At 45.9% G+C, this 19,546-nt stretch carries 14 protein-coding genes; 6 read left to right on the top strand and 8 right to left on the bottom strand.

Annotation, left to right across the window (positions count from 1 at the left end; genetic code table 11):
• Positions 1–783: 783 nt before the first annotated feature.
• The 6 genes from FE810_RS08555 to FE810_RS08580 form a co-directional block, all read right to left on the bottom strand.
• Complete coding sequence (locus FE810_RS08555) at positions 784–1,218, bottom strand: hypothetical protein (RefSeq protein ID WP_138319631.1); 435 nt, start codon at positions 1,216–1,218, stop codon at positions 784–786.
• A gap of 308 nt (positions 1,219–1,526) precedes the next feature.
• The gene (locus tag FE810_RS08560) at positions 1,527–2,528 is read right to left on the bottom strand and encodes an N-acetylmuramoyl-L-alanine amidase (RefSeq protein WP_138319632.1); all 1,002 of its coding nucleotides are present in this window, start codon (positions 2,526–2,528) and stop codon (positions 1,527–1,529) included.
• Positions 2,529–2,554: 26 nt separating this feature from the next.
• Positions 2,555–5,653 (bottom strand): FAD-binding and (Fe-S)-binding domain-containing protein, encoded by a 3,099-nt coding sequence (locus FE810_RS08565; RefSeq protein ID WP_138319633.1) that lies wholly within the window; start codon positions 5,651–5,653, stop codon positions 2,555–2,557.
• 184 nt (positions 5,654–5,837) lie between these two features.
• Positions 5,838–9,002 (bottom strand): efflux RND transporter permease subunit, encoded by a 3,165-nt coding sequence (locus FE810_RS08570; RefSeq protein WP_138319634.1) that lies wholly within the window; start codon positions 9,000–9,002, stop codon positions 5,838–5,840.
• 10 nt (positions 9,003–9,012) lie between these two features.
• Positions 9,013–10,431, bottom strand: coding sequence for an efflux RND transporter periplasmic adaptor subunit (locus FE810_RS08575; protein WP_246036999.1), 1,419 nt, complete (start codon positions 10,429–10,431; stop codon positions 9,013–9,015).
• A gap of 40 nt (positions 10,432–10,471) precedes the next feature.
• On the bottom strand, positions 10,472–10,918 hold the full coding sequence (locus FE810_RS08580; RefSeq protein WP_138319635.1) for a hypothetical protein: 447 nt from the start codon (positions 10,916–10,918) through the stop codon (positions 10,472–10,474).
• 233 nt (positions 10,919–11,151) lie between these two features.
• Between FE810_RS08580 and FE810_RS08585 the strand changes: the two genes are divergently transcribed.
• The 6 genes from FE810_RS08585 (at position 11,152) to FE810_RS08610 (ending at position 18,027) form a co-directional block, all read left to right on the top strand.
• The gene (locus FE810_RS08585; RefSeq protein ID WP_246037001.1) at positions 11,152–11,691 is read left to right on the top strand and encodes a PH domain-containing protein; all 540 of its coding nucleotides are present in this window, start codon (positions 11,152–11,154) and stop codon (positions 11,689–11,691) included.
• Positions 11,681–13,282 (top strand): PH domain-containing protein, encoded by a 1,602-nt coding sequence (locus tag FE810_RS08590; protein WP_138319636.1) that lies wholly within the window; start codon positions 11,681–11,683, stop codon positions 13,280–13,282. Before FE810_RS08585 ends, FE810_RS08590 begins: the two co-directional genes overlap by 11 nt.
• A 112-nt stretch (positions 13,283–13,394) precedes the next feature.
• A complete protein-coding gene (locus tag FE810_RS08595) occupies positions 13,395–14,036 on the top strand; it encodes an OB-fold-containig protein (RefSeq protein WP_171022312.1) in 642 nt (213 codons plus the stop codon).
• A gap of 22 nt (positions 14,037–14,058) precedes the next feature.
• Positions 14,059–15,846 (top strand): flotillin family protein, encoded by a 1,788-nt coding sequence (locus FE810_RS08600; protein ID WP_138319638.1) that lies wholly within the window; start codon positions 14,059–14,061, stop codon positions 15,844–15,846.
• A gap of 140 nt (positions 15,847–15,986) precedes the next feature.
• Complete coding sequence (locus tag FE810_RS08605; RefSeq protein WP_138319639.1) at positions 15,987–16,283, top strand: DUF4212 domain-containing protein; 297 nt, start codon at positions 15,987–15,989, stop codon at positions 16,281–16,283.
• Between the two features lie 4 nt (positions 16,284–16,287).
• A complete protein-coding gene (locus FE810_RS08610) occupies positions 16,288–18,027 on the top strand; it encodes a sodium:solute symporter family protein (RefSeq protein ID WP_138319640.1) in 1,740 nt (579 codons plus the stop codon).
• A gap of 22 nt (positions 18,028–18,049) precedes the next feature.
• On the opposite strand, the gene FE810_RS08615 is transcribed toward FE810_RS08610, so the two are convergent.
• Entirely contained in the window at positions 18,050–18,691 is a 642-nt protein-coding gene (locus FE810_RS08615; RefSeq protein ID WP_138319641.1) for a hypothetical protein, read from the bottom strand.
• 240 nt (positions 18,692–18,931) lie between these two features.
• Complete coding sequence (locus FE810_RS08620) at positions 18,932–19,468, bottom strand: hypothetical protein (protein ID WP_138319642.1); 537 nt, start codon at positions 19,466–19,468, stop codon at positions 18,932–18,934.
• Between the last annotated feature and the right edge of the window lie 78 nt (positions 19,469–19,546).

Genomic DNA, 19,546 nt, shown 5'->3' on the forward strand with positions numbered 1-19,546 from the left:
GAATCTGTCCAGCGTTAGGACGATAATTCAGTCATAACAAATTCAATTGCAACAACTGCTTAATTTTCAGGCAAAATTATAATTCTGGCTGTAAGTGTCGTTAATTTAAGCTTTCGGAGCAAACATCTGCATACGTATGTATTGCATTTAAGTGTTGCATACGTATGCAGAATCACAACAAATTATCACCCTCTATTTGCAGGAAATATAAGGTATAGCGGGCAATTTTCATCATGTTGACTATCCACATAGGTAAAATACGATTGCCGCGTCTGACTCACTGTAGAGGAAATTATTTACCCTCCACCTTGATAAGGTAGGTGTTTGAAAAAAAACAACAAATGAATAATTTTCAGCTAAATACTATCGCTGTAATTAAATTTGAAACATTGGTGGGTATCACGGGTTCAGATAGAAGAAGCAGAGCGATGCATTTTAATTTAAATTGGCGCCGGTAGTTAATACATTGCATCGATGCCCGACAAAACATTGTCGCTCCCTGACACGACAGGGAATCTAAATTGCAGGGGCAAGCCTTAAAGTGCAGATCCCCACTTTCGTGAGGATGACGGTATTTATTCTACGGCTATTTAGCTCACGGTAGGGATGGCGGTGTTTATACTTCGACTGGCTGGCTTTTTCAGGAGAGGACGATTTTATCTAACGCGATTTTTTACGATGACGAGACTAACTCAACAGCGGTTAGCCTCAGAGTGACAAAGTCGATTCTGAGACTACCGAGATGATTGTCAGAGCATTAAGCTTGCCGAAAGCTGGTAGCAACTATTTCGCCTGGAATGCTCTTTCTTTGGCTAGCTGCTCTATTTTATCAAATACCTCAGCATCAAATGAAAAAGAGAATATGCGCCAGCCTTCTTTCAGTTTAAAAAACTGAAATTCAAACCGAATCGGTTGACGTTCATAGATACCCATATAGGTGACATGAACAAGGTTTTCACCAACTTCATAGGCATCAATCAATTCAATGGCATGCATTGCACCAACTAATCCCTCGACCGCGCCAAGCTGAGTTTTTACGTTTTTAACTTGATCCGGGATTGAGGTGATATAAGGGTTGGTTTTATAGATTGAATCAACCGCTTGGTTAATCTGCCCTTGCTTGTACAGACTGAAAAATTCATCTATTTCGGATTGGTAACCGCTAGCATTAACCGTGAATGATAAAAGTGTTGCGATTGCAAAAATGGCGTATTTCATGCGTTTCCTTTTAAGTTATTGACCATAGGCAGAAGTGCGCGACAACGACTTACTTAGATAGTCCAATGTCCTTTAGCCAAAATACGCGATTTGGCAAAAACAAACAATCGCTGCAACGATGAAGCTGAAATAGGGCAGTGATCGCCAATATAAGGAGAGAGATTCCAAAGCTCCAATAATATCGGCTCAGCAAAAGCACAGTTTAATGAACCATATATTCTGTGCAACGCTCCGACAGTTCCAAAGAAATCGTATCTGTCTAACCGATATTAGCCAACAGGGCTAACCCCTAGGACTGACCACCCGGCCTACCCACCGGGGTTCGTGATAAAAACGCCTGAGTGCTTGCCTTGGTCGGGATTGATTTTAAATTCATCCTGAAAATGACAGAAAAACTCACCTTTATCATTAATGGCGTGGGGAAAATATTTTTCCAGCAAGGCCCATAATGTCGCTACCGTACGATAATCGGCAATACCATCCGTCTGCCAGGCACGAAAATGCAATTGAAATGAACGAATTACGTCATGGGTTTTTTCGTCGTAAACACCACTTAACTCCACACCATAGCCATATTGCTTTAACGCACATTGAATTTGCGAAATATCCGGCAGTTCTTTACTGGTTAACTGTTGCCAGTGGCGAAACAAAGCCTCTTGCTCATACCAGGCGCCGATGCCATTTAAATACAGGGTGTACCAGGGAAAGCGAGGGCCAGGATCCGACTTCCATTTCGGTTGAATATCAGAATGGCCGATCACTCGGGTCGGGGTAATTTCCGGATGACGTTTTAAAATATCTTTACTGAGTTTAATCAGAAGCTGAATTTGCGCTTCGGAAAATTCTTTATAGTCACATAGATAATCATTGCTAAAATCCAACCGAGGATTGTCTGACTGATATTTACAATCGGCGCGGTTCACCAACTCAATTCCTATTGATTGATCGTTAACCGCATAGCGGTCTTCCCACTGACTATCACCCGCATGCCAGGCCCGTTGGGTTTCATCCACCAATTGGTACACTTCAAGTTTGCCTTCGTCATAGGAGGTATCATTCGGCTCTGGTATTAAATAATGGGAACTCACCCCGCCAGGAGGCTTAGTGAGTGTTGTGAGCGAGCTTTGCCAATCACTCACGGTGTAATGCATTACCAGAAAACGTACTCGAGACGAGTAGTTTTCCGATTGAAAATCAGAGTTGACGTCGCGGTTAGTGCTGACACAGGCGGACAGTGACAGTGCAAGCAGTAATTGTGAAGCGAGTTTAATACCGCGAGAAACATTAACTGGAGAAGAATTATTTTTCATTATTATTCAAACTTTTAGTTATTACGTTAAGTATCAGTGAGTTTGGGTAAGTTGCCAGCGAAAATCTGCGAATCCTTTTGCTCGTCCCCTGTATCAGCCACCCTTGATGCACTGACTTTATCTAATAAATAGACAATGGATTGGTAGGGGATGTGGCTATGTTGCGTGAGTCCTATTTCACAGGTTCTGGCGTTCGACACGCCAATTTCGCACCCTCGTGGTGTATCACCCGCAAGTGACTTTAAGGCATTGGCATTTAATTCCGGAGTAAAGAAGCCTTTATCGCCGGCAAAACCACAGCAATGAATATCCGCGGGAACAATGACGTTGTCACTACAGCGTCTGGCCAACTCAAGCAAGTGCTGTTCTTGTCCAAGCCGTTTGCTACTGCAGGTGATATGCAGCATCACCGGTTCTGTTATCGCCGCAATATCGAGCTTTTCAACAACAAACTGATTGATAAATTCGGCGGCTTCAAACACTTTCAGCGGTGCATCTGAATCCTGCTGTTGTTCAAATAAATGCAAGGCGCAAGCACTGGCATCGGTTATCACAAAATAGTCCTCACCGCTTGCTAAGGTCGCGAGTTGCTCAATAACCTGAGTAGCATTTTGTTTGCCAAGTTGGTGGTCACCTTTACTGGAAAATGGCATACCGCAGCAAAGCTGATCCATATTGTCGGGGATAATCACCTCAAAGCCCGCTTTGTGTAGCAACGCCGTCATAACCTGAGGCAAAGGTCGTTGATCCGTTGCGGTTTGCTCTGCGGCAAATATCCGGCCACTGCAAGCAGGAAAATAAATCACCTTAGTTGGCGTATGCAAAGCATCCATTTGCGGTTTCTTGTTCGCTGAAGGTTGTTTCTTGTTAGCTAAAGGCTGATTCTTGATAGCTGATGGCTGATTCTTGTTAGCTAAAGGCTCTTGCTTCTGCATCTGAACCGAAGATGAAGACATTAACGTTGCTGCATCCAGAGCTGTTTCGGCTTTTGGCAGATTACCAGGATATTCGGGAATTACCCCAAACGATAAGGTATTGGACAACTTAGCAGCTGCGGTTAATGTTTTTTCGCCCAGCAGCGCGCGGGTTTTATCCAGTGTCGCTAATGACCACCTTGCCAAAACTTGCGTTTGTCCAAATCGATTTGCCAGATGCCTGCTCAGTTTTTGTTTTACCGGTGACATGGACAATTGTTGCTGGCGATATGCTTTGACAAAATTACCGGTATTTATATCGACCGGGCAGCGCACGCCGCACAATCCAGTGGCCGCACAGGTGTCGATGGCCATATACGGGTAATCTTTTTGCAATTGCTGTAATTGCAGTTGCCATTGCTGGCGCTGATGCTCCTGAACATTCGAGTCGTTAAGCAGCGTTTTTAATTCGGCGATACGGCGCCACAGGGTAATGCGCTGGCGCGGCGTTAATGTCAGGCCATTCGACGGGCAAACCGGTTCACAAAAGCCACATTCGATACATGGATCTAAAATTTCATCGGCTGCTGGCATGGCTTTAAGGTTTTCAATATGGGCGCTGGGGTTGTCGTTAATAATGACCCCAGGATTTAAGATATTGTTGGGATCAAACAGTGCTTTAATGTTCAGCATTAATTGATAGGCTTTGTCACCCCACTCCTGACGTACAAAAGGGGCCATATTGCGGCCAGTACCATGCTCCGCTTTTAAAGACCCATTAAATTGGTCCACAACCAGTTTAGCGATGGCATCCATAAATGCCTGATATCGAGCAACCTGTTCCTTGGTATTAAACGCCTGAGTGAAAACAAAATGTAAATTGCCATCTAATGCATGACCGAAAATAATCGCTTCATTATATTCAAACTGAGCGAACAGGTTTTGCAGCGCTAGCACCGCCGTTGCTAAATCCTCTACCGCAAAAGCCACATCTTCAATAATAACGGTTGTGCCTGTCTCTCGATGCGCACCGACCGCAGGAAAGGTTCCTTTGCGAATATTCCAAAGCTGCTGATTACGGCTTGCATCCAGACTAAAGTCGAGGGAGAAAAATAAGCACGAATTAGTCTTACGGATTAACTTGGAGATATCATCAACTTTTCGGTTCAGGCTGTCTTGTTCATTCGCCTGAACTTCAATTAAAAGTGCCGCACCAGCATCGGGAAAATCATCGATTTGTCCCGCCAATAACGGGTGGCTGGCAACTGCTCGCAACGATTTACTATCTAAAAGCTCAACCGCATCAACCGGATAAGGCGCAAGCGCTGAAACCAGTTCACATGCTTGATGAATGTCATTAAACAGGAATAGCGCGGCACTTTTTAATTGCTGATCAACAACCGTATGGTAAGTGATGTCGGCGATAAACCCTAAAGTACCTTCTGAACCTATCAACAAATGTTTAATGATGTCGATACCATCCTGGTAATCAAGCAGAGCATTAATGCCATACCCTGTGGTATTTTTAAGGCGATATTTGTGGCGAATTAGCGCCTGCAATTCGCTGTCATGTTCGACCTGTTCGGCAAGCTGGAGCAGCCCCTGATACAAAGCAGGGCGCTTATTAATAAAGTTATGGCAACTTTGCTCGTCACTGGTATCCAACACCGTGCCGTCGGCAAACACCACTGTAATATCCGCGAGGGTGTGATAAGAGTTTTGCTTAACGCCACAACACATGCCGGAAGAATTATTGGCGGCAATCCCACCAATTTTACAGCTATCAATGGATGCGGGATCCGGGCCAATTTTTCGACCGTACGGTTTCAAAATCTGGTTCACGCGACTGCCAATCAAACCAGGTTGTAGCTTAATTTTGTCACCGTCTTGCTGAATCTGATAATCGCGCCAATTATCACTTAACAGGATCAATACGGAATCGGTAATGGCCTGACCACAAAGACTGGTACCGGCGGCGCGAAAAGTCACAGGGATTGTAAATTTATCTGCGAGCGCCAAAACCTGCTGCACCTCATCGAGACAATCGAGTTGTAGAATATATTCCGGGACCAGGCGATAAAACGACGCATCCGTGCCATAAGCATAGCGGCGCGTGTAATCGTCAATGACCTGTTCAGACACAAGAAAATCGGCGACTTTACCAATAAAAGTCGCCAGGTTCGGATTTTTTTGCGGCGCGGTCTGATCCATTCGCTCAACAGTATGATAAAAGAAAAAACAATGGCTTAGGTTATACCAACGACTGACGACAAAAACAAGGAACAATTATTCCATACAAAGCCAAGTATTGGGAATAAATGATTCTCAACACTTATTCCCTGTCGTGACTCCCTTTGCGAAACAGTCTGTTCAGTGAATACGGCGCCAATATCACTTAGCCTGGACTCACCCGTTCACGCTCTTCGTCCAATGCCAATGATTTTTGCCCGGCAAACCGATGTCGATACAGCAATAAGTAGCAACAGGGGATCACAAACATCGACACCAGCGGGCTTAATAGCATGCCGCCAATCATAGGTGCCGCAATGCGTTGCATCACTTCATTACCGCTGCCGCCACCCAACATTATCGGCAACAACCCGGCAATAATGGTCAATACCGTCATCGCTTTGGGCCGGACTCGCAGTAACGCACCGGCACGGATCGCAGCTTTTGCACTTGTATGGGTTTGTGCAGGCACCCGGTTAAATTGCTGATTCAGGTAAATTAACATAATTACCCCAAACTCAGCCGCAACTCCAGCAAGGGCAATCATCCCCACAGCTAAGGCGATGGAAAAAGCATAATCGAGCAGGTACACCAGCCAAATCGAACCGGAAAGTGCGATCGGCAACGTCAACAAAACCAGCAATGATTGTCTTAATGAAGAAAAGATCAAATACAGCAGAATAAAAATCAATAACAATGTTAATGGGATCAACCACTTTAAATCGTTATTTACGCGCTGCATATATTCGTACTCGCCGGCAAAACTCCAACTGTAGGTTGCAGGTAGCTTCAGCTTATTCAACTCAGGAACCACGATATCGATATACTCACTGATGGAAGTATCCGCATCAATATCGATAAACACCCAGGCAATTGGCCGACCATTTTCACTTTTCACTAACGCGGGTCCCTGGGATATATTAACGCTGGCCACTTGCCCAAGAGTAAGTCTGGCGCCACTAGGACTAACAAACGGAATGCTGTTTAAGTCTTCGACACTTTGTCGGTAGCGCGCCGGATAACGAAGATTTATCGGATAACGCTCGCGCCCCAGTATCATTTCGCTGATGTTCGCACCGCCAATGGCGTAGGTTATCACTTGCTGAATGTCTTCGATGGTTAATCCATAGTTAGCCGCTGCGAGTCGATCCGGTTTAATGTCAATATACCGACCCGATTCTGCGCGCTCCGCATAGACAGATAAGGTTTGCGGGAAGGTAGCCAGCACCCCCTCAATGTCTTGCCCAAGTTTCTCAAGCTGTTCTATCTCCGGGCCTGATATTTTAATACCCAAGGGGGTTTTTACCCCAGTGGTCAGCATATCTATCCGCGTTTTTATCGGCTGCACCCAGGCATTACTGACGCCGGGAAACTGCACCTTAGTTTCCAGTTCCGCGATAATATCCTCAAGCTCAAACCCTGCTCGCCATTGCGACTTAGGCTTTAACGCGATTGTGGTTTCCAGCATGGTTAACGGCGCAGGATCGGTTGCGGTTTCAGCTCGGCCGACTTTGCCAAATACCGACGCAACTTCTGGTACGGTGCGAATTAAGCGATCCGTTTGCTGCAGAATTTCGCCGGCTTTACTGATCGATACCGCGGGCAAAGTCGTGGGCATATATAATAAATCCCCCTCCTCGAGTTGCGGCATAAATTCGCTTTGCATGTTGGCGACGGGGTAAGCGCTGGACAGCGCCAGCACAACCGCCACAACGACGGTGATTTTTGGGAAACTTAATGACAGATTTAATAAAGGTCGATACAGGGCGGTAAGGCCTCGGTTTAACCAGTTTTTGTGTTCATCGGGTACTTTACCGCGAATAAAGTAGCCCATCAGCACCGGCACTAAAGTGACACTCAACAATGCCGCGGCTGCCATCACTAACGTTTTGGTCATCGCTAGCGGCGTAAACAACCGGCCTTCCTGTGCCTGCAAAGCAAATACCGGCAAAAAGCTGATGGTAATTAACAGCAAGGTCAAACCCAGTGCCGGGCCAACCTCTTTTGCCGCTGCCATGGTTAATCGCCAGTGCGCTTTCCCCTGTGGATAGCGTTGATGAATATCATGGTACGTCTGCAGATGTTTGTGCTGGTTTTCCACCATCACAATGGCTGCATCGACTAATGCACCAATTGCAATGGCAATCCCGCCAAGGCTCATAATATTGGCATTAACCTGCAGGGCATTCATAACGATAAAGCCGATCAGTACAGACAGTGGCAGGCAGATCACCGCAACCAATGTCGAGCGGGCATGAAGCAAAAAGGCAAAACACACCAACACCACAATCAGAATTTCTTCCAAGAGCTTTACTTGCAAATTTGTTACCGAACGCTCGATTAATGCCGAGCGATCATACGTGGTAACCAGTTCAACACCATCCGGAAGGCCGGCTTTCAGCTCTTGCAGGCGCTGTTCAACCTTAGTAATTGTTGCAAGTGCATTCTCGCCCTGGCGCATTACCACGATGCCACCAACGACTTCGCCTTCGCCGTTTAACTCAGCGATACCGCGGCGCATTTGCGGCCCTTCACGCACCGTGGCGATATGCTTGATTCGCAACGAGGAAAACTGCTCCGATTGGATTGGTAATGCGGTTTCTTCAATATCCGCAATGGATTGCAAATATCCTTTTGAGCGGATCATGTATTCGGCTTCTGCCAACTCAAGTACCGAGCCACCGGTATCGAGATTGGCCGATTGCAGCGCTAGTTTCACTTGCTCTATGGTTAGGCCGTAATAGAGCAAACGTGCCGGCTCAACAATAATTTGGTAGGTGCGCTCCATCCCGCCGACGGTGGCAATTTCGCTGACCCCGGGTACTGATTGCAAGCCAAGTTTCAAATACCAATCCTGCAATGATTTGAGATCGGCCAAATTGTAGTTGCTACCATTGGCTGTCAGCGCATATTGGTAAATCCAGCCAACACCAGATGCATCGGGTCCAAGAGTAGGCGTTACACCATCAGGCAGAATATTATTCGCCTGCTGCAAATACTCCAGCACTCGGCTTCGCGCCCAGTAAGGGTCGGTGCCTTCATCAAAAATAATGTAAATATAGGAGTCGCCAAAAAACGAAAATCCGCGTACGACATTTGCCCCGGGCACAGATAACATTACCGAAGACAGTGGATAGGTCACCTGCTGTTCGACCAGTTCCGGTGCCTGCCCAGGATATGGTGTTTTAACAATCACCTGAACATCGCTCAAATCCGGCAGAGCATCGAGCGGCAGTGTATGCATGGCACGAAAGCCCCAAACCGCGGCAATCAGCGCGATAATTATCACCAGCACGCGAAAACGTAGCGAGAGTTCGATTAATTTACTCATTTACGCCTCCTTAATGATGCTGATGTGAATCGCCAGAGGCGTTGACTGAGGGTGCACTGTCATCATGGTGATCATTGAGACGCAACATGCTGCTTTGAATATTCGCTTCCGAGTCGATTAAAAACTGTCCGGACGTAACAACCTTGTCACCTTCCTCCAAACCGGCAATGATTTCAGCGCGCCCTTGCGTAATCATACCCACAGTAACACTGGCAATTGCGAAGGTAGAATCATCTTTTTGCACCACAACCCGGTTTTGTTTTTCGGTTTGAATAAGCGCCTGCTGGGGAATATTTAATACAGGCTCTGTCGCACCACCATAAATGCGAACGTTAGCAATCATATTGGGTTTAAACACCCCATCTGGATTTTTTAATGACAAACGGACCTTTAAAGTACGGGTATTGGCGTCCAGTTCTGGGTAGATATATTCAATCTCGCCTTCTGCGGCGAAAATACCCAGGGCAGGAAGATCAAACTCGACCCACTTACCGGTTTTCACCCAGTCTATCTGGTGCTCGAACACATCAGCAATGACCCAAAGTGCCGTCGGATCCGCCAGCATCATAATTTCATTTTCGGGGTTTACATACATACCCTGACGAATATCAAGATTGGCGACGATACCATTGGTTGGAGCGTAATATGGCACTCGGTACAGTGGTTGATTGCCCCGTTCAATTCTATCGATTAGGTCATCATCCATCCCCAATAGAGTTAACCGAGTACGACCACGCTGCTTAAGCGCATCGGAAATGTTTTTATCGCGATACAGGCTTAGATATTCGTCTTGGGCCAGCAACAAATCCGGAGAATATATTTCATAAAGCAATTGCCCCTTTTTCACCGGCTGCGCCAGGGTATTTACCGCCAAATTTTCAATCCAGCCACTGGCTCTCGGGTGCAAATGCCGCTGACCTTGCTCGTCATAAACGATAGAACCAAAGGTTTCGATATAGCGCCAAAGCACGCTGCGATTCACTTGTGCTGTCGTCAATGCCAGATTCTGCTGGATAGCGCCAGAAATCTCTATTTGCGGTGATGGTAAAAGGTCTCGACTTCCCTGAACGGTTTTCGCCACCAGATCCATGCCGCAAATCGGACATTTCCCGGGGTGATCCTTAACGATATGGGAGTGCATAGGGCAAATATATTGCACTTTTTCGGATCCCAGATTTTGGCTCAGTTGTTGAGCGTTCTGTTGCGGCAGTTGTTGATTCTGCTCTTGGTTTTGGTGTTGCTGTTGCTGTTGGTTGTGCGGTTCAGACGGATGAGAAGATTGTGCAGCAAGCCCAAAAGGCGCGGGAATTAACAACATCAGGCACAACAGCATCGTTTTGCTATTGCCCACTAAATTAAAGTTGGATTTCGACCACCAACCAGGGGACGAACCGGAAAAACCGACGTATAACGACTTAAATGGAGACATAAATAACCTCTGAAAAATAAAAATTGATTCGCTTCAGGGTTTATTTGATGGGGGGAATTAGCCACTCTTTAATTGGCGCCGGAGGACGATGGATAAACTGACTAACCACCCGACTTTCCGTCGTTTGCGATAGACTCAGTAACGTCAGAGGCATTACTGCAGACGATGAGCTGCAGGGCTGCATATCACAATCCCCACATGGATTATGATTTTGTAATACTGACGATGCGATGGTTGCAGGATCACAACAGGGCATATTATGGTCGCTCATCGCTTCGCTATCAGAAATCGGCGTATGAGAAGAATCGGCGCTATGCTGGCTGTGCGGATTTTCATTTGAATGTGAGCCATTTGAATGTGAGCCATTTGAGTGTGTCGCATGGCTATCTTCTAACGAATGGCTGTTATGACTGGCGTGATTATCCTGGATCATTGGAGTTGGCGCACATACATGAACCTGAGCCTTGGAAACACTAGCAAGTGTCATACTCAAGGTCACCAGAATCAATATCATTAATGCTGTATGTGTGTGGATATTTTTGCCCATAAGGCTGAGTATAAAGGAAACATAAAATCGTATCCACAGTGCCAGCGTTTTTAAGCGATTGATTTTTCAGCTTTGCCATGAGTTAATTGAACGAGTTCAATTGGTTACCCAGCAAATTTTGATGTTCGGTTATCACTTAGCAAACATAGTTACTCAACTTCAGGAGCCCGAGTTTGACGACTGACTACAGCAATACGCAATTGCATGATGCGCAACTACCCACAATTGATGCTATCGATTTTGAATACATTTCCCCGACTCACATAAAGTGCACCCGTATTCTGGGCGCAATGTGGTCACTTTTTTTCCCTTTGCTATTGGTTATCTTAGTCAGCCTCCCGAAAGGTTTGTTGCCGGAAGCTCTAAGTCCGGTTCTGACTGTCATATTTAGCATACTTTCGGGTGTGTTTTTCCTGTACTTTATCTATCTGTGGTTCGCTGAGCCCATCAAAGCTTATGCACTCAGAGAACAGGATTTGTCCTATCGAAGTGGGTTACTGTTTCGCAAAGTGATCACCCAGCCAATCGCTCGAATTCAACATGTAGAATTAAAGCGTGGACCATTAGATCGGCGCTTTGAGCTGGCAAAATTACAGGTGTTCAGTGCAGGTGGCGCCATGCATACCTTTGAAATCCCCGGATTAGAGCTGAAAAAAGCTCAAGCCATCCGTCAATTTATTCTGTCCCATAAGGGTGGCAGCAATGACGGATAATACGCCGCATTCCGAGCGTCCTGCCGCAAATGAATCTACCAAAGAATGGCATCGTATCTCGCCAATCGCGGTAATGTTTTACGCACTGCGTTTTATTCGTGGTTTTGTAGGCAATCTTGCCTATTTATTGCCTGCACTTTTGGTCGGTTATAACCAGATCCAAAAAAATCCACAGGCGGCCATTCCTTTATCCATCGGCTTGGCTGTATTGATCCTGGTTAATGCCATCTTAAGCTACTGGTTCTTCCAGTACCGACTAACGGCAAACCATATCGAAATTCGCTCTGGAATCTTTTCCAAGAAATACGTCAATCTGCCGTTTAATCGAATTCAAAATGTCGAAGTCAGCCATCCTTGGTATTACCGACCATTCGGGTTCGCTACTCTGAAACTCGACAGTGCCGGATCCGTGCAGCAAGAAGCGAACATTGCCGCCTTGCAAAGCCAGTTTGCCGAGCAATTGCGCCGGGAAATCCTCAACCAAAAAGCTACGGGTGCCAGCGCAGCTGCGATTGTTGAAGTAGATGCGGACGATATTGACATTGCAGGCCAGCCACAACAAGGTGTGCCCCAGGAAACCCTACTTAATTCGCGCGCATTAAAGGATTTGGTTTTACATGGTATCGCCAACAATCGGGTATGGATTGTTCTAGGTGCCCTGGCACCCTTTATCGACAATATCACCGAAGGGCTTCCCGAGCAGCTGCAAGCTCAGGGCATCGACTCGATCCAAATATTTTATGCCGATTCAACGCCGGTATGGCAATTGGGTTTAGGTGTTATTGTCATATTTCTGGTGGTGATGGCCTTGATGTCGCTGCTTTCCGTGGTCGGTGCCATTATCACGTTCTTTGGTTACACGCTAAGCAAAGTCGATGGTAAATATATACGTCGCAGTGGCTTGTTTACCCGTCACGAAATCACTATGCCACGCTCACGACTACAAATGATCACCTGTCAGCAAGACTGGCTGGACCGAATATTTAACCGTATTAATATTAAATTTGAACAAATTAATTCTGGCGGCTCTAACAATGGGCAACAGGGACAACCGTCAATAACCGAAGGTACCAATAAAATAATCGTGCCGTCGGTTACGCCAAGTGAACGACAAGATTTACTCAATGATGCCTATCCTGACAATCAATTGAGTCGCATTCATTTTCATCGGATCAGCAAACGCTATTTAATTCGCTTTTATGGCCTGTTATTTTTGCTTGCAACACCGCTGTCCGCATTGTTTGTGAGCAATGGCAACTACGGTTTACTGACTTTAGTACTTGGGTTCAGTGGCTTTGCAAGCCTGCTCATTTATATGCGGTATCTGCGCTGGGGGGTTAATTTCGACGGTCACTTCACTTACATTCGCAAAGGGTGTTTTGGCGTCGATTATCATGTTTTTGAAGCCTATAAACTGCAACAAATTCGAATCAAACAGAGTATCTGGCAAAAAAAACATGGCTTGGCATCGGTGCAATTTATTTTGGCGAGCGGTGCATTTACCGTGCCATATATCGCCGAAGGCTTCGCAAAAAAACTCGCCGACTCGGTACTTTATCAGGTTGAGCACAAGCCACGTTCATGGATGTAAAATACTGTCACCCAAGCGCATGTTAATAAACGGTTAAATACACCAAAACTGCTTGGCATGGATACTAACAATGCAGTAAATTAAATCATTAAAAATAAGAAAGGATTCTCTTTTGTTCGATTTTTTACTTAACGACGTAAACTTTGCGTTTACAGTCGCCTTAACCATAGTCTTCGGTTTAGCACTGTTAGAAGGGGTTGCACTGGTCATTGGCTCCAGTGTCATGACCTTGCTTGACGATCTGACCGGATTCGATGTCGATGCCGATATGGATGCGGATGTCAGCTCCGGTGGGCTGAGCTCATTACTGGGCTGGCTGTGCTTGGATCGTCTTCCCCTGTTGGTATGGCTAATTCTAATACTGACCAGTTTCGGGTTAAGTGGACTTATCTACAACTACGTTGTGTTGAGTTCGTTTAATGTTGAAATCCTGTATTGGCTGGCCAAACCTACCGCCTTATTTTGTGCCTTGATAATCACTCACACCTGCGGCGATATTATTGCGAAAATCGTCCCGAAAAACGAATCCTCTGCCGTTTCAGTCAGTGGCTTTTCCGGTAAGGTTGCTACCATTACCGTGGGTAAAGCCCGCAAAGGGAGTGCCGCTCAAGCCTCGTTAGTCGATGAGTTTAATCAAAAGCATTATGTCATGGTGGAGCCAGGTGACGAGCAGCAGGAATTTTTGCAGGGAACCAAAGTGGTATTGTTAGAAAAAGTCGAAAGTGGCTGGATAGCCGCGCCTTTTAATCCATAAAATCAAAAAAAAAGGAAACTTAATGGAACAGTTTACAGCGGGTGATAATTTGACCCTTATTTTAATTGTAGCCGGCGTGGTATTAATTTCGCTGATGACGATCGGCTTGATTATCGCCAAACTCTATATCCGCGCCACCAAGGAAATCGCCTTTGTTCGCACCGGTATGGGCGGCGAGCGCGTCGTTAAAGACGGTGGCGCAATCGTTTTACCTGTGGTCCACGAAACGATCCCGGTCAATATGAACACCTTGCGCATCGAGGTCGAAAAAACCCAAAAAGATGCATTAATCACCAAAGATCGCATGCGAGTTGATGTCAAAGCGGACTTTTACCTGCGCGTTGCACCTAACTCCGAAGGCATCTCCATGGCAGCACAGACACTTGGTACTCGTACCATGCGTGTTGAAGAGCTGAAAAAGCTAATGGAATCAAAATTCGTTGACGTATTGCGTGCCGTCGCCGCGGAAATGACGATGACGGAAATGCACGAGCAGCGCAGTGAATTTGTACAAAAAGTACAGCAAAATGTGATGACGGATCTAGAGAAGAATGGTCTGGAGCTGGAATCGGTATCGTTAACAGGGTTTGACCAGACCGATCTTCAGTTTTTCAATGAAAACAATGCCTTTGATGCTGAAGGTCGCGCCAGACTTGCTAAAATCATTGAAGAAAAACGCAAAGAAACCAATGACATTGAACAGGAAAACCGCATTCTGATTGAACAGCGTAACCTTGAAGCTGAAAAGCAGTCATTGGAAATACAAAAAGATCAGCAAGAAGCGCAATTGGTTCAGCAACAGGCCATTGAATTTAAGCGTGTCGAGCAACAAGCAGAAATTGTTAAGCAACGTGAAGTGAAAGAGCGCGAAGAGCGTGAAGCAGAAATTGCCAAACAAAGGGCGGTTGAAGCGGCAGAGATTGAAAAAGCGAAGAATATCGAAGCTCAGGAAATCGAAAAGCGCAAAACTCTGGAACAAGCGCGCATTCAGCAAGAACGCGACATCGAAGTCTCGATGCAAGAGAAACAAATCGCGGTTGCACAAAAATCGGAAGAAGAATCCGCAGCCCGCGCTCGCGCCGCTGAAGCGGAAAAAGCGAAAGTTGAAAAAGAAGAAGCGGTAGTGACCGCCAAACAGATTGCGGTGGCTAATCGTCACAAAGAAATTGAAGTTATCGACGCAAAGAAAGAAGCGGAACGTGAAGCGGTTGGTATTACCGTACAAGCAGAAGCGGATAAACGAGCGGCAGAAGATAAAGCCGAGGCCATCTTAACCGAAGCCCGTGCCGATGCCGATGCGAAGAAACTAAAAGCTGCAGCGGACGAGAAAGTTTATGCGGTCGAGGCGGAAGGTAAAAAAGCCTTGTATGAAGCGGAAAACACCCTTCGTGATGAGCAAGTCGAGTTGCAAAAATCATTAGCTATCTTGCAAGCATTACCATCCATTGTGGCCAGTGCGGTTAAACCACTGGAAAACATTGAAGGTATCAAAATATTGCAGGGTTATGGTCAGGGATCAGCAATGAGCTCCGGCTCAGCAGGCGCTGAAGGTTCTGGTGCAGGTCTTTCCGAACAAATTACCAATGCGGCGTTAAACTATCGAGCCAATGCGCCTTTAGTTGACAGCATGATGCGCGAGCTGGGAATTGTTGATAAAGAAAATGGGTCACTGAACGACCTGTTGACCGGTCAACACCCACTGGTCAAAGATGCCATCACTGTCACTCGACAAGAGCAGGCACCTGTGGTTAATAAAAATGGCAGAGTTGCTCACAATGGCGACCAGAACATCAATGGTGCAAATGAATAACCGGTTCTAAACCGTCACGTAAAAACGGGCTCCGGCCCGTTTTTTTATGTCTGCCATTTACCGAACAAACGTAATTTAAAGGTGATTTTTTAAGCAAAACATGCCATAAAAGAATTATCGAATAGCAAAAATAACATACCATGAATCAGTCGGTTAACGAGCAAAAAACAACAGAACCCAAGTCAACAAGACTAAGCGGTGCGCAATATTGGCGAGAAAATCTAAAACTTATCGCCATATGCCTGACGGTTTGGTTTGCCGTGTCTTTTGGGTGCGGCATTGTGTTGGTAGAACCCTTAAACGAAATTCGTCTTGGCGGATATAAACTCGGATTCTGGTTCGCCCAACAAGGTTCAATCTACACCTTTGTGGCACTGGTGTTTTACTACACCCGACAAATGAACAAGCTGGATAAAAAGTTCGGTATCAAGGATTAGTCCCATGGATGAATTAAAGCTATATACCTACATCGCCGTCTTTGGTTCGTTTGCGTTGTATTTTGCCATCGCCTGGTGGGCGAGAGCCGCATCCACCAGCGATTTTTATGTGGCCAGTGGTCATGTAGGTCCGGTGCAAAACGGCATGGCGATTGCCGCCGACTGGATGAGCGCCGCCTCATTTATTTCCATGGCCGGACTCATCGCGTTTTTAGGGTATGGTGGCTCGGTATTTTTGATGGGTTGGACCGGTGGGTATGTGTTGCTTGCAACCTTACTTGCTCCTTATATGCGTAAGCATGGTAAGTTTACCGTGCCAGAATTTATCGCCGACCGATTTATGTCTCGAACGGCACGTATCGTCGCGGTAATCTGCCTGATTATTGCGTCTTTGACCTATATTATCGGCCAGATGAAAGGCGTCGGTGTGGCATTTTCCCGCTTTTTAGAGGTGGATTATGGTGTCGGCTTGGGCATTGGCATGATCGTCGTTTGGTTTTATGCGGTGATAGGTGGCATGAAAGGGATCACCTACACCCAAATCGCCCAATACTGCGTATTGATTTTTGCCTATACGGTGCCGGCCATTTTTATTTCATTGCAACTCACCGGAAATCCAATTCCGCAACTCGGTTTAGGCTCGACCCTTGCTGATGGCAGCGGCACCTATTTACTGGATAAATTGGATCAGGTAGTCACTGATCTTGGCTTTGATCAATACACCACCGCCAATATGGACTCGCGCTTAGATATGTTCGCCTATACCTTATCCTTGATGATAGGCACTGCGGGCCTGCCCCATGTCATTATGCGCTTTTTCACCGTACCAAGTGTCAAAGCCGCCCGCTCAAGCGCCGGTTATGCTCTGGTCTTTATCGCCTTGCTATATACCGTTGCGCCAGCCGTTGGCGCAATGGCACGACTAAACCTGTCATTTACGATTGAACCACAAGCCGGACAACATATTGAATATGAGCAAAGACCACAATGGTTTAAAGATTGGGAAACGACCGGATTATTGCAATTTGAAGATAAAAACGGCGATGGCAAAATTCAATATCATGCAGATCAACAAACCAATGAATTGGTAAAAGTAGATCGAGATATTATGGTATTGGCAAACCCTGCTATCGCCAATCTACCGAACTGGGTCATCGCTCTGGTTGCCGCCGGCGGTTTAGCGGCAGCGCTTTCTACCGCCGCAGGTTTATTATTGGCAATTTCATCGTCGGTATCTCATGATCTGATGAAAGGCCTGTTTTTTACCAGTTTGTCAGAAAAACGGGAATTGTTAGCGGGACGGATCACCATGACGTTTTCGATTTTACTCGCAGGCTATTTGGGCCTCAATCCGCCGGGATTTGCTGCCGGTACCGTCGCCTTAGCATTTGGTTTAGCCGCATCCTCAATTTTTCCAGCGCTAATGATGGGGATTTTTTCAAAAACCATTTCCGGCAAAGCCGCAGTTGCTGGCATGTGCGCAGGTATCGGTGTCACCTTATTGTATGTTTTCCAACACAAAGGAATTATGTTTGTGGCAAGCACAAGCTTTTTAGGGGATATGCCAGAGAATTGGTTTTTCGGCATTTCACCAAACGCGTTTGGCGCGGTCGGTGCGTTAGTAAATTTTGCCGTGGCAATATTGATCACCTTTTTTGGCGATAAAGCCCCTGAACAAGCGCAAATCATGGTGGATAATATGCGCAAGCCAGGCAGTGATTCACAACAGGTTTTCGAGCATTAACGAGGGCGTCTGCCCCTCGGGATTACTGCTCGAGTTTTCGGCGGTACCTTCTTAGGGCAACGATAGCGATAAGCGCCACCGCAAAAATGGCGACAGATTTAGGCTCAGGAATCGCTTGCGATGGGTCGTCACTTTCTATCGCATAGACGCCATCAAGAAAGTTTCCGGAATAGCCAGTCTCAGGGTTCACTGATGTAAACCGAACACTGGTATCGGCAGCAAGCGCCTCAATGACCACAGAAAACTCGCTCCAGGTACCAAAAGTATGGTCATCAAAGGACTGGGAAAAGACAATATCATCTCCGGCAAGCACCTCAAAGAGAAACACTTCATCGTCAAATCGAGCACTGTAAGCAAAACCAACTTCGTAAAACGAGCCAATATCCGATGCAAACGTTTGTGACATCATCCATGCTCCATCCGTCGGGCCTGCGGCGTTTAACTCTGCATGTTGTAAGCCACTAAATGCAATTGTGCCGTTGGCCATATGCCATATTTCGATGCTGGCACCATCCCAGCCATCAACATCTTCGCCAGCAAACCATTGCCATTTTCCTTCATCAACGACGGGATCTTCAAAATCGCCATTCACCAATAAATTTGCATGGGCAAGAGGAGTACAGAGTAATAAAAGGGCAGGTAATAGCCATTGTTTAACTTTCATACAACAAACCTTAATAAATCGCTTTAACAACGTAGCCAAAATATTAACCACAGGACAATCGACAGGCCTTTAATCACCCGATGTCGACAAAGTGTCACAGCTATTTGTAACTAAGAGAGGGTATATGCAAGCGTTATTCCACTTGTCGTAACCAGTTGATTTCGATTCACTTGTGAAATAAACGTGTAAGCGGTAATCCGGTATTTGTAAAAAAGTCTGACATTATTTTCATTTCATTACTTAAAACCGATAACCCACTCTGACAAAGGCAGTTATGGAGAACCCAGTATTGGTATCATGGGGAAGAATCGTTGCATCGAGGTGGAAATCTTTTTTGTAAAAGCTCAGGTAAGGCATGAAATGGACAAAATCTTTGCGGATAAATTCGGCACTGGTGTCGGAATAAAGAATATCGGAGCGATCAACATAAGTAATTGGCATCGATAAAGAAATCATATCTAAAAATGAATCTTCCAGTGGAAAATCCCGAGTAAAACCAATGCCAATGGAATTGTAGTCCATATCATGGGAATCTTTCATCCGCCAAAGCTCGACATTAATTTGCCACTTAGGTGATAGCTCGTAAAAGTACCATTTAATGCCATAACCCTTATGGCTCTCATTGTACTCAAAGTCTGGGTCAATAAAGTCCTGAATAATCGCTTCCGTATCATTCTTTTTTAAATGATCAGACCATCCTCCCAATTTTACTTCAAAGTCCATGGCTGCTGCTGTCGACGAAAGCATTAGCAATAACAATGCCGCAAACCTACTCATAACTTCTATCCTTGCTGCAGGCGAAAAAATCGCGCAAAAATCCTCTGCACTTGACCACAGTGCATTATTTAATTCATT

The sequence above is a fragment of the Thalassotalea litorea genome (assembly GCF_005843925.1).
GTDB lineage: Bacteria > Pseudomonadota > Gammaproteobacteria > Enterobacterales > Alteromonadaceae > Thalassotalea_A > Thalassotalea_A litorea_A.